A 12,139-nucleotide genomic window follows, 5' to 3' on the forward strand; every position below is an offset into this window, starting at 1 on the left:
TCCGGCTCTGCGCGGCCGGGCAGGGCGGCCGCACCCGCGATCCTCCAAGTCTGCAGCGCACCCTCGCGGTGTTCTGCTGTCAGTTGCACGGGGCGCCGAAAAACCGGGCGTCCATGTGCAGCAGCCGAGGACCGTTTCATGTTCGGATTGGAAGCACTCGAACTTGCGCGAATCCAGTTCGCCTTCACCATCTCCTTCCACATCATCTTCCCGGCCATCACCATCGGCCTCGCCAGCTACCTGGCGGTGCTGGAAGGGCTGTGGCTGAAGACCCGGCGCGAGGTCTATCGCGACCTGTACCACTTCTGGCTGAAGATCTTCGCCGTCAACTTCGGCATGGGCGTGGTATCCGGTATCGTCATGGCCTACCAGTTCGGCACCAACTGGAGCGCTTTTTCGGAGTTCGCTGGCAGCGTCACCGGCCCCTTGCTGACCTACGAGGTGCTGACTGCCTTCTTCCTCGAGGCGGGCTTCCTCGGCGTGATGCTGTTCGGCTGGAACCGCGTTGGCCCGGGGCTGCATTTCTTCTCCACGGTGATGGTGGCGCTCGGCACGCTGATTTCGACCTTCTGGATTCTCGCCTCCAACAGCTGGATGCATACGCCGCAGGGGCACGAGATCATCGACGGCATCGTGGTGCCGGTGGACTGGCTGGCGATCATCTTCAATCCGTCGTTCCCGTACCGCCTGACACACATGGCCACGGCCGCATTCCTCGCCACGGCGTTTTTCGTCGGCGCGTCCGCTGCCTGGCACCTGCTGCGCGGGCGCGACAATCCGGCGATCCGCAAGATGCTCTCGATGGCGATGTGGATGGCCCTGCTGGTGGCGCCGCTGCAGGCGGTGATCGGCGATCTGCACGGCCTCAACACGCTGGAACATCAGCCGGCGAAGATCGCCGCGATGGAGGGGCATTGGGATAACTCCTCGGGCGAACCGACGCCGTTGCTGCTGTTCGGCTGGCCGGACATGGAGGCCGAAGAAACCCGCTACAAGGTCGAGATTCCCTACCTCGGCAGCCTGATCCTGAAACACAGCCTGACCGAACCGATCCCGGCGCTGAAGGACTTCCCGCCCGAGGACCGTCCCAATTCGACGGTGGTGTTCTGGTCGTTCCGCATCATGGTCGCGCTGGGTCTGCTGATGATCCTGACGGGCGTCTGGAGCCTGCTGCTGCGCCGCGGTGATCGCCTCTATCACTCGCGGCCGTTCCTGCGGCTGGTGTTTTGGATGGGCGCGTCCGGCCTGCTGGCGTTGCTCGCCGGCTGGTTTACCACGGAGATCGGCCGTCAGCCGTGGGTGATCTACGGGTTGATGCGTACCGCCGATGCGGTGTCCGCGCACAGCGCCGGGCAGCTGGGGCTGACCCTGGCGTTGTTCGTCGTGGTGTATTTCGCGGTGTTCGGCGTCGGCATCGTTTATGTGCTGCGGCTGGTCGCCAAGGGTCCGGTGGTCAACGAGGGGCGCGAGCAGGGCGTCGGTGGCGCGGGCCAGCCGCGCACGCCGATGCGGCCGATCTCGGCGGCGGACGAGGCGCTGGACGAACAGGGTGGCGATCAACTGGGGCAGGGGAATTGAGATGGGTATCGATCTTTCACTGATCTGGGCGGTGATCATCATCTTCGGGATCATGATGTATGTGGTGATGGACGGCTTCGACCTGGGCGTCGGCATCCTCTTTCCGTTTGTGCCCGGTCGCAGCGACCGCGACGTGATGATGAACACCGTGGCGCCGGTGTGGGACGGCAACGAAACCTGGCTGGTGCTAGGTGGTGCCGGGCTGTTCGCGGCGTTTCCGATGGCCTACGCGGTGGTGCTGTCGGCGCTGTACCTGCCGATCATCCTGATGCTGATGGGGCTGATCTTCCGTGGCGTCGCCTTCGAGTTTCGCTTCAAGGCCAGCGAGCGACGCCAGCACATCTGGGACAAGGCCTTCATCGGCGGCTCGCTGACGGCGACCTTTTTCCAGGGCGTGGTGCTGGGCGCATTCATCAGCGGGCTGCCGGTGGAGGGGCGTGCGTTCGCCGGCGGCGCGTGGGACTGGCTGACGCCGTTCTCGCTGTTCTGCGGGCTCGCGCTGATCGTCGCCTACGCCTTGCTCGGCTGCACCTGGCTGATGATGCGCACCGGCGGCGAGCTGCAGAAGCGCATGCATGACCTGGGCGTGCCGCTGGTGTGGGCGGTGCTCGCGGTCACTGGCATCGTCAGCCTGTGGACGCCGCTGACTCACCCGGACATCGCCGAGCGCTGGTTCAGCCTGCCCAATCTGTTCTGGTTCATGCCGGTGCCGATCCTCGTGCTGCTCTGTGCCTTCGGCCTGCTGCGCGCGATCCGCCGCTACGCCAGTTTCACGCCGTTCCTGCTCACGCTGGCGCTGATCTTCCTAGGCTACAGCGGCCTGGGCATCAGCCTGTGGCCGAACATCATCCCGCCATCGGTGAGCATCTGGGACGCCGCCGCGCCGCCGCAGAGCCAGGGCTTCACGCTGGTCGGCGCGCTGCTGATCATCCCGCTGATCCTGATGTACACGGCGTGGAGCTACTACGTGTTCCGCGGCAAGGTCAGCGCCGAAGACGGCTATCACTAGGAGGCGTCCATGTCTGGTATGGAGCAGAAGCCGTTATGGCGGCGTCTGGCCTGGCTGGTGCTGCTCTGGAGCGGCAGCGTGCTGGCGCTGGCGGTGGTCGCCTGGCTGTTGCGCCAGGCGATGCAGGCGGCCGGTTTGAGTGCGTGAGCGAATGCCCGTGCACTTCGTCGGTGCGAACAGCGCCCCGCGCGGACGTCATCGCTCCTTCATCTGCGGCTTATAGCTTGGTTGGCACGCGGCTTGATGCGAATCCGCACGAGCCACCTCTGCAAACTGGAGCCAGAACGATGGACGACTACCAGGACGAAATACTCGAATTGCGCGCCGCCGAACAGGATTGCCCCGACGCCAGTGAAGACGCGGTCGAGCTCTGATCAGGGCAGCTGACGCTGGGCACGGCGGTATGCGCCGGGTGTCTGCCCGGTCCAGCGGCGAAACGCGCGCTGAAAGGCTTCGGCCGAGGAAAAGCCGAGCAGCCAGGCGATCTCGCCGAATGCCGAATCGGTGTCGCGGATATAGGCCATCGCCAGATCGCGGCGCGTGTCGTTGAGAATGTCGCGGTAGCGGGTGCCTTCCTCGTGCAGCTTGCGCCGCAGCGTCCAGCTGGGCAGCTGCAGGCGGCTGGCGATCTGCTGCAGGTCCGGTTCCTGGCCCTTGAGCAGCGGTCCGAGGACCTGGGTGACGCGTTCGCGCAGGCTGCGCGTGCGCGTTAGGCGCGTCAGTTCGGCCTCGCAGAAGGCCAGCAACTGTCGCCAGGTCGCTGGGCAATGCTCCGGGTTGCGCAGGGCGAGCGCCGCCTGATCCAGATGCAGCTCGTTGGCGCTGGCGCCGAATGCCACGGCACGACCGAACAGCGCCTCGTAGCAGGCGGCGTAATCGGGGGCGGGAAATTCGATATGCACGGCGCTGGGTACCAGGCGCTCGCCGGCCAGCCGTTGCAACTGGGTCAACCAGCTGGCCAGAACGGTGTCGACCACGAAGCGGTTGAACGCGTTGTACGGGCTGATCGAATAGAAGCGCAGCCACGCGCCGCTGGCATCCTCATGAAAGCTGGAACTGCCGCGGTAGTTGGACGCGTACAGCGGTTCGAAGCGGATCAGCGTGCGCGCCGCTTCACGCACGTTCGGCGCCTGCGCCGCGGTGATGCCGGCCAGACCGAGGTGGCTCGGCAGGCGCAAGCGACCCATGTCCAGACCGAGCGCGGCATCGCCGGCCAGCTGGATGGCCGCGTGACCGAGGCGCATGTAGCGCGGAATCGACAGACGTCCCTGCGGCTCGGCCAGGCGCTCGGCGTCCAGTCCATAACCAGCGAGCAGCGGTTGCGGGTCCAGCCCGCGTTCGCGCAGGGCTTCGCCCAGACTCAGCGTGAAGCTGACCGACAGATCGCCCAGGCGCACCGGCTGTGCCTTGAGCGTCACGGTTGCAACCACAGATTGGTCAGCTGCACCGGCGTACCGTGTAGGTTACGCGCCGGCTTGCGCGGTGAGCCGAGCAGGTTCCACGGCACGCCGAGGGTGCGCACCGCCATGTAGGGGCGCTCGCCTGCGGCGATGCCGGAGGCTTCTGGGCAGGCTTCGGCCCAGTCGTCGCGTGCGCCGGGCACAGCGAGCAGCACGGCATCTGCCGGCGGAGGCTCGCGATAGGCATCGCAGCCGATCAGCACCGCCAGCGGGCCGGCCGGCGTCGCCAGCGTCTGGCGCTGGATATGCTCCGGCGCTGCGCTGTAGCGCCGTTCGTAGCGACCCAGTGCACGCTTGTACTGCAACGGTTCGATCGGCTGGCCGGAACGGTCGAACGTCAGGCTGATCTGGCGCAACGGACCCTCGCCGATCCGCAGCCGACCATCCTCAAGCCGCGGCTCCGGCAACACGATGGAGCCGGCCACCAGGGTGACGCCATAGTGCGCCGCCAGCTCGCCGAAGATCGCCTGATAGGCCTCGGCCATCCGTTTTGCCTTGAGCAGCAACACCGCCTCGGTGCGCCGGTCGTCCTTCTGCTGGTTGCCCGTCAGCGCGCGCAGGTAGCGGCCGGGATTGCTCAGCGCCGTCCACTGCATGGCATCGCGCAGCGTGCGTGCCTGCTGCACTTCGGGTTTTTCACCGAGCGCGAACAGGCCGGTGCCGACATGCTCGGGCAGCACGACGATGGTCTTGGCGTTCAGCAATCCGGCGGCACGGGCCTGATCGAGATAGGTGGCGAACTTCAGCCGCAGCCGCTGCGGGCTCTGATAGTCGGCCGGTTGCAGTCGCGTCTCGATGCCGAGCAGGTTGCCGTGGTCACCCGGCACGCCGACGCTGTGGATCGGCAGTGTGCGCAGGTCGGAGAGCAGCGGGCCGCTGCGCCGGTCGCCGGTCCAGTTCAGGTAGAGGGCCAGGCCGGTCAGGGCGAGCAGCAGAAGTACCAGCAATTTCAGATAGACGCGCATGAGTCGGATCGGCTTGGGGCAGGCGATCAGACTAGGCAAGGTTGCCGGGCTTGCCAACCCTTTTGCGCGAAGTGATCAGGAACTTGTCACTTTTGATCATTGAGCGGGTGAATGGCTGTGGTTATCGTCGCTGCACATCGACTGCGTCCCACGAGGCGCGGCAATTGCCATGAGGAACGACCATGACCGCCTACCCGCATCTGCTGGCTCCGCTCGACCTGGGCTTCACCACGCTGCGCAATCGCACCCTGATGGGTTCCATGCACACCGGCCTGGAGGAAATGCCCAATGGCTTCCAGCGCATGGCCGCCTTTTTTGCCGAGCGCGCCCGTGGCGGTGTCGGGCTGATCGTCACCGGCGGCGTCGGACCGAACGAGGAAGGCTCGGTACGTGCTGGCGCGGCCAAGCTGTCGACGGTCGAGGAGGCCGAAGAGCACAAGATCGTCACCCAGGCGGTACACGAGGCGGGCGGCAAGATCTGCATGCAGATCCTGCACGCCGGGCGCTACGCCTACAGTCCCAAGCTGGTAGCGCCGAGCGCGATTCAGGCACCGATCAACCCGTTCACGCCGCGCGAGCTGGACGAGGAGGGGATCGAGAAGCAGATTCAGGACTTCGTCAACTGCGCCCGGCTGGCCCAGCAGGCCGGCTACGACGGCGTCGAGATCATGGGTTCGGAAGGCTACTTCATCAACCAGTTCCTGGTTGCGCACACCAACCACCGCACCGATCGCTGGGGCGGCAGCTACGAGAATCGCATGCGCCTGCCGGTGGAGATCGTCACGCGCGTGCGTGATGCGGTCGGGCCGAACTTCATCATCATCTACCGGCTGTCGATGCTCGACCTGATCGAGGGCGGCAGCGTATGGAGCGAGGTGGTGACGCTGGCCAAGGCCATTGAGCAGGCCGGCGCCACGCTGATCAACACTGGCATCGGCTGGCACGAGGCACGGATTCCGACCATCGCCACCAAGGTGCCGCGTGCCGCTTTCACCAAGGTCACCGCCAAGCTGCGCGGCGAGGTAAAGATTCCGCTGATCACCACCAACCGGATCAACACGCCAGAGGTTGCCGAACAGGTGCTGGCCGAGGGCGATGCCGACATGGTGTCGATGGCTCGACCGTTCCTGGCCGATCCGGAATTCGTCAATAAGGCGGCCGCCGGTCATGGCGAGACGATCAACACCTGCATCGGCTGCAACCAGGCCTGCCTGGACCACACCTTCAGCGGCAAGCTGACCAGCTGTCTGGTCAACCCGCGCGCCTGCCACGAGACCGAGCTGAACTACATTCCCACTAGCACGGTGAAGAAGATCGCGGTGGTCGGTGCCGGTCCAGCCGGCCTCGCCGCAGCGACGGTCGCCGCCGAGCGCGGCCACGATGTGACGCTGTTCGACTCGGCCGGCGAGATCGGGGGGCAGTTCAATGTCGCCAAGCGCGTGCCGGGCAAGGAAGAGTTCTATGAGACGCTGCGCTACTTTGGCAATCGACTGCAGGAAACCGGCGTCACGCTGCGTCTGAACACCCGCGTCGGGGTGAACGAGTTGCTCGCCGGCGGTTTCGATGAGGTTGTCCTGGCCACCGGGATCGTGCCGCGCACGCCGGACATTCCGGGTGTCGATCATCCGAAGGTGATCGGCTACCTGGATGCAATTCTCGAGCGCAAGCCAGTCGGGCAGAAGGTCGCGGTGATCGGCGCGGGCGGCATCGGCTTCGATGTCTCCGAATACATTACCCATGATGGCGAGTCCACCAGCCTGGATCGCGAGGCGTTCTGGAAGGAGTGGGGCATCGATCTCGGCCTGCAGGCGCGCGGCGGCGTGGCTGGGGTGAAGCCGGCACCGCATGCGGCGAAGCGGCAGGTCTATCTGCTGCAGCGCAAGAAATCCAAGGTCGGCAACGGCCTGGGCAAGACCACCGGCTGGATTCATCGCACCGGGCTGAAGAACAAGCACGTGCAGATGATCAGCGCGGTCGAATACCTGCAGATCGACGACGCCGGCCTGCACATCCGCGTCGCCGAAGGCGAGCCGATGGTGCTGCCGGTGGACACGGTGATTCTCTGCGCCGGGCAGGAGCCGCTGCGCGAGCTGCAGAATGGCCTGCAAGCGGCCGGTGTGTCGGTACACCTGATCGGTGGTGCGGATGTGGCCGCCGAGCTGGATGCCAAGCGTGCCATCGATCAAGGTTGCCGGTTGGCGGCGAGCCTCTGATGTTGCGTGCTGCGGCCCGGTGCAATGCCGGGTCGCAGCGTTTGCTTTAGCCAAACCCATCGCAAATAAAACCGGCTGGCGTGCCTGCGCCATCTGAGCGGCCGGGTCGCTGCCAACCCAGTCACATTGCCCCCGCAATCGTTTCCCCTAAACTTGCGCAACCCGCGAGATAGCCGCGCGCGTTGATGGCGATGCGCTATCTGCCGACTTCCATTGCCTTGCTTGCGAGCGAAAAGGGACATCGACAATGCAGATCAAACCGCAGATGGTCGAGGCCGTGCTGTTCTTTAACGAAGGCGGCATCTGCAAGGAAATGCTGTTTCCCGAATTCGAGGCCGTGCTCGACGGCGTGGTGAACTTGCGTGAGTTCGCCGACCAGCAAATGCGCGCGGCCTACGTGTTGATCGATCCGCGGCTGCATATTCGCGCGGCCGTGTTGTTCTACATCGATTTCAACGATGACGGCTCAGCCGACAAGGGCTGGAACATCCCGCTGCGCAACCTCGCCGAGCGCACCGGGCGCGGCCCCGATCTGGGCGCCGGGCCGATCCGTCTCGCCTGCCGCAGCCAGTGCCCGGTGACCTGGCACCAGATGCACCTGTGGGACCCTAATCAGGACGGCGAAACCAGTAAGGTATTTTCGCTGCTGGTCGAACGGGTGAAGCGCAATCAGCTCGGCCTGCTGGTGGAAGAGGAGGCGCCGACGGCGGTTCCGGCCGAACGTCTGCAGATGGTGGCCGAGGATGCCTGGTATCCGCGCGAGGCGGCCAAGGGCGAAGTCAGCAAGCGTTCGGAAGCCACCGCCCTGGAGCAGCGGCAGAAGGCTGCGCTGCTGATCAAGCAGCAGCGCCAGCGCATCGCCAATCTGGAACGTCAGCGAGACGAGGATGTCGCCAGGCTGCGTGAAGCGGCACAGACTCAGCTCCGACAGTTGCAAGGCGAGCTGGCCGATCTGCAACTGCGTCTGCAGCAGCAGGTCGATCTGAACGCCAGCCTGCATGCCCAGGTTGTCGAGCAGGCGCAGGCCTTTCAGAGCGCGCGTGAGGAAATGAGCCAGCAGCTGCGCACTCTGGAAAAGAACGGTCGAATCGAAGTCAGTGCCGCGCGCGATCAGTTCGAGCAGGAAGCGCAGGCGCGCATCGCCGCGGCCGTTGCCGAGTACAAGGAACAGGTCGCCATCCGCGATGTGGAGCTGGCCTACCGCAACGAGCTGGATGCGCAGTTCGAGGAAGAGATCCGCCGTCTGACCGCCGAGCGCGACGAGTTGGCCGCGCGCAAGGATGATCGGATTCTCGAGCAGCTGGCACGCCAGGGCGTGCAGTTCATGGCTTACCATCCTGGGGCTGGGCATCTCACCATCGCTCTGCAGGACATGGTCCGCTACCAGGCCAACCCGCAGGCCTATGCCGCTGCCAAGTGCTCCGTTTCCGAGGAGCAGTACCGCCAGTGGCTGGAGCATTATCAACAGCCCGCCTGCGTGGGGCGTCTGCCGAGCGGCGAGCGCTGCGCCATTCCCCTCGACAAGATCGACACCCCGAGCCGTTTTGTCATCGGTCAATCCAATTGCTGTTCGCGCCATCGGGCCGAGAGCCGCGAACGCACCGGCAGCTGATGGTTGTCGCGGATTCGTTCGCAGCCGACGTGGTAATGCAGGAGCTGCATTTCGACTGGCTGCGCGGCGTGCGTCTGGCGGTGCTGCGTCTGGATCTGGTGGATCCGGAACTGTCGGGCAACAAGTGGTTCAAGCTCTCGCATCACCTTGCCGCTGCCCAAGCGACACGGGCTCCCGGCCTGATCAGCCTCGGCGGCGCGCATTCCAACCATCTGCACGCGCTGGCTGCGGCCGGACAGCGCTTCGGATTGGCGACTGTCGGCCTGCTGCGCGGCACCGAGCAGGACGCGCCGACCGTGCGCGACCTGCAGCGTTTCGGCATGCGACTGCACTGGCTGGGCTACGGTGGCTACCGTGCACGCCATCAGCCTCGGTTCTGGGACGCCTGGCGGGCGCTTTATCCGAATTATCACTGTGTACCCGAGGGCGGCGGCGGGCTGGCGGGCGCCTTGGGCTGCGTGACGCTGGTGGCGCAGCTTAGGGCGCGGCTGGGCGAGATTGGCTGGGATGACTATGAGGCGCTTTGGCTGGCGGTCGGCACCGGGACCACGCTCGCCGGCCTGGTGCTCGGCGAAGCCGGAAACCATCCGGTGATCGGCGCGCTGGCGGGGCCGCCGGCACATGCGGTGCCGGACAACGTGCGACGGCTGCTGGACGAGGCCGGCACGGCGGATGCCGGTTATCGGCTGGTAGATGCCAGCCGTGGCGGATTCGGCCGTTTCGATGGCGAGCTCGCCAGGTTCATCCTGCAGGCCGAGCGCGACAGCGGACTGCCGCTGGACCCGGTGTATACCGCCAAGGCGCTGCTGGCGCTGCGCGCGAGCATCGACGCGGGTGAGTGGGACGTCGGCAGCCGGCTGGTGTTCATCCATACCGGCGGACTGCAAGGACGCCGCGCCGCCGAGGAACAGTTGTTGCGCCTGCGTGGCTGAGCAGCACGCGCGTTGCGCCGGTTGCGCAGGTGTGGTCAGCCAGCGAGACCGAGCAGCCAGCCACCGACTCCACCTGCCGCGACGACCAGCCAGGGCGGCAGCTTCCAGACCATCAGCGCCGCGAGGGCCAGCAGAGCGGCAGCGAAGTCGGTGGGGCCGCCGATGGCGCTGGTCCACACCGGATCGTAGAGCGCGGCAAGCAGCAGACCGACGACCGCTGCATTGATCCCGCCCAGCGCCGCTTGGGTGCGCGAGCTTTGGCGCAGCTGCTGCCAGAACGGCAGGGCACCGATGACCAGCAGAAACGACGGAACGAACAGCGCCAGCAGGCAGACGGTCGCGCCTAGCCAGCCGCTGGGTGCGATGTTCATCGAGGCACCGAGGAATGCCGCAAAGGTGAACAACGGGCCGGGCACGGCCTGCGCTGCGCCGTAGCCGGCGAGGAAAGCGTCCTGGTCGACCCAGCCGGCCGGCACCACTTCGGCCTGCAGCAATGGCAGCACCACGTGACCGCCGCCGAACACCAGCGAGCCGGTGCGATAGAACGCGTCGACCATCGCCAGCAGGGAGTTCGAGGACGCTTGCGTAAGCAGCGGCAGGACGAGCAGTAAGGTGAGGAACAGCGCCAGCAAGACCAATCCGCTGCGCCGCCCGACCGTGACCCTCAGCTCAGTGGTAGCCGGTGCGCTGTTGGTGCGGAACCAGCAGAGACCGAGCAGGCCAGCCACGACAATCACCGCCACCTGTGTCCAGGCCGAGGGCAACGCCAGCAGCGTGATTGCCGCAAGAACGCTGATGCCGATGCGCAGGCGGTCGGTGCAGAGGCTGCGGCCCATGCCCCACACGGCCTGGGCCACCACCGCGACGGCGACGATCTTCAGACCCTGCAGCGCACCGCCGGGTAGCGCATCGCCCCACGAGCGGATGCCGATGGCAAACAGCGCGAGGGCGATGGCCGAGGGCAGGGTAAAGCCGGCCCAGGCCGCCAGGGCGCCGCGATAGCCGCCGCGCAGCAGGCCCACCGCCAGACCGACCTGACTGCTCGCCGGACCTGGCAGGAACTGGCACAGCGCGACCAGATCGGCGTAGCTGCGTTCGTCCAGCCAGCGACGGCGTTCGACGAATTCGTTACGGAAGAAGCCAAGATGCGCAACCGGCCCACCGAACGAGGTCAGGCCCAGGCGCAGAAACACCAAGAAGATCGCCCAGATGCTGGATTGCGAGGTGGCGGCAGGGTGATGCGAGGCGGTCATGATCGGTCCGTTGGCTGACGTGCGACGAGCGTTGCAGGCTGGCGGCCGGCCAGCTTAGTCGGACTTCATGACAAGCTGAAGTAGCTCACTGCGCCGGGTTCGGCCAGTCATCGCCTACCAGAAACAGGCGCTCCTGCTCGACCCAGGCATTAGCGTCGGCTTCCAGACGCACCAGCAATCGGGGCTGCGTTGCGACTGGCGCGCTGGCGAGCCAAGCGGCAAAGCCTGCCGCCGTCCATAGCTGCTCCGCATCGATGCGCGCCGGTGCCAGCCAGCGCTGGCGTGCCAGCGGCTGCCAGTGGGCAGTCGGCTGCGAGTGCATGAGGTCGGGCCATTGCGCCTGGCGCAACCAGCGCCCGTGCAGGTGTTGCGGATTGCAGTCGGCGGGTTGCGCGCAGCCGGATGGCCACGGTCGGAACAGGTAGCCGCCCAGCCAGAAACTGCTGCGTACCGGTTGGCAGGTCAGCTCGCGCAGCAGGGCGGTGGCGGGTTCCGCACCCGCCAGCGGCAACTGGTGCTCGCGCAGATGCGCCAGTTTGAGGTCCAGCCGATCGAGGCTGCCTGGCCCCAGCCAGTGATCGTGCCGATGCCCTTCAGCCCGATCGAGACCGAGGTAGAACTTCACGGCCAGTTCGAGGTGATGCACGCCTTCGGCATCGCGTAGCAGCAGGTCCAGCTCGCCCAGCGTGTGCCCGGCCTGGCGGATCGGCAGGTTCGCCGCCAGCAGTTCGACATCCGGCACCTGGCAGAGCGCGAATTGCCAGAGCCGCTCGTAATACAGCCCCAGCCGGCGAATGCTGCGGCTGGCAAGCCAGCCGTGCAGCGCCGAAGGATCGCGGTCCTGGCGCAACAGCCAGTCGGCCAGCAGCTCCGGCTGGGCCAGCCATCGGCTCGCCGCCAGCGGATGGCGCTGCGCCCAGGGGCCGCCGTCGAGCAGCGGCGGCGAGACGATGGCCCAGGCGAGGTCGCGTATCTGCGGGTCCAGGAGTCGTGCCGGCAAGTCGTACAGACTGGGAATAGACATGCCAAGCAGCATAGCCGAGGTTGGTTTGCCGCTGGTTCGCGGTTTCGCCCATAATCGCCGCGCCGGTGGATCACATGCGCCTGCGCGTGTTCC

Annotated in this window: 10 protein-coding genes; 6 read left to right on the forward strand and 4 right to left on the reverse strand. The window is 66.2% G+C overall.

Annotated features, from left to right (window positions below; all coding sequences use genetic code 11):
• The first annotated feature begins 138 nt into the window (after positions 1–138).
• From NAV27_RS11820 to NAV27_RS11830, 3 genes are read left to right on the forward strand one after another with little or no spacing between them, the layout of a single operon-like run.
• Positions 139–1,578 carry a cytochrome ubiquinol oxidase subunit I gene (locus tag NAV27_RS11820; RefSeq protein ID WP_102828519.1) on the forward strand — a complete coding sequence of 480 codons (1,440 nt, stop codon included), beginning with the start codon at positions 139–141 and terminating at the stop codon, positions 1,576–1,578.
• A gap of 1 nt (position 1,579) precedes the next feature.
• On the forward strand, positions 1,580–2,587 hold the full coding sequence (gene cydB, locus NAV27_RS11825) for a cytochrome d ubiquinol oxidase subunit II (RefSeq protein WP_008568777.1): 1,008 nt from the start codon (positions 1,580–1,582) through the stop codon (positions 2,585–2,587).
• A gap of 18 nt (positions 2,588–2,605) precedes the next feature.
• Complete coding sequence (locus NAV27_RS11830) at positions 2,606–2,734, forward strand: DUF2474 domain-containing protein (protein ID WP_008568776.1); 129 nt, start codon at positions 2,606–2,608, stop codon at positions 2,732–2,734.
• 227 nt (positions 2,735–2,961) lie between these two features.
• On the opposite strand, the gene NAV27_RS11835 is transcribed toward NAV27_RS11830, so the two are convergent.
• Together NAV27_RS11835 and NAV27_RS11840 are read right to left on the reverse strand one after the other, a co-directional pair.
• Positions 2,962–4,005 (reverse strand): AraC family transcriptional regulator, encoded by a 1,044-nt coding sequence (locus tag NAV27_RS11835; protein ID WP_008568775.1) that lies wholly within the window; start codon positions 4,003–4,005, stop codon positions 2,962–2,964.
• Positions 4,002–5,012 (reverse strand): carbon-nitrogen hydrolase family protein, encoded by a 1,011-nt coding sequence (locus tag NAV27_RS11840; RefSeq protein WP_102828518.1) that lies wholly within the window; start codon positions 5,010–5,012, stop codon positions 4,002–4,004. The genes NAV27_RS11835 and NAV27_RS11840 overlap by 4 nt, the downstream gene beginning before the upstream one ends.
• Positions 5,013–5,194: 182 nt before the next feature.
• Between NAV27_RS11840 and NAV27_RS11845 the strand changes: the two genes are divergently transcribed.
• From NAV27_RS11845 to NAV27_RS11855, 3 genes are all read left to right on the forward strand, one after another.
• Positions 5,195–7,225: an NADPH-dependent 2,4-dienoyl-CoA reductase gene (locus NAV27_RS11845; protein ID WP_102828517.1), complete on the forward strand. Its 2,031-nt coding sequence runs from the start codon at positions 5,195–5,197 to the stop codon at positions 7,223–7,225.
• A gap of 247 nt (positions 7,226–7,472) precedes the next feature.
• The gene (locus NAV27_RS11850) at positions 7,473–8,837 is read left to right on the forward strand and encodes a chromosome partitioning protein ParA (protein WP_102828516.1); all 1,365 of its coding nucleotides are present in this window, start codon (positions 7,473–7,475) and stop codon (positions 8,835–8,837) included.
• The gene (locus NAV27_RS11855; RefSeq protein WP_102828515.1) at positions 8,837–9,769 is read left to right on the forward strand and encodes a 1-aminocyclopropane-1-carboxylate deaminase/D-cysteine desulfhydrase; all 933 of its coding nucleotides are present in this window, start codon (positions 8,837–8,839) and stop codon (positions 9,767–9,769) included. The genes NAV27_RS11850 and NAV27_RS11855 overlap by 1 nt, the downstream gene beginning before the upstream one ends.
• Before the next feature lie 35 nt (positions 9,770–9,804).
• On the opposite strand, the gene chrA is transcribed toward NAV27_RS11855, so the two are convergent.
• Both chrA and NAV27_RS11865 read right to left on the reverse strand, forming a co-directional pair.
• On the reverse strand, positions 9,805–11,022 hold the full coding sequence (chrA, locus tag NAV27_RS11860) for a chromate efflux transporter (protein ID WP_102828514.1): 1,218 nt from the start codon (positions 11,020–11,022) through the stop codon (positions 9,805–9,807).
• An 85-nt stretch (positions 11,023–11,107) separates the two neighbouring features.
• Positions 11,108–12,046, reverse strand: coding sequence for a DUF1853 family protein (locus NAV27_RS11865; protein ID WP_102828670.1), 939 nt, complete (start codon positions 12,044–12,046; stop codon positions 11,108–11,110).
• Positions 12,047–12,139 lie beyond the last annotated feature (93 nt).

Origin of the sequence: Stutzerimonas degradans (genome assembly GCF_024448505.1) — a bacterium.
Lineage (GTDB): Bacteria > Pseudomonadota > Gammaproteobacteria > Pseudomonadales > Pseudomonadaceae > Stutzerimonas > Stutzerimonas degradans.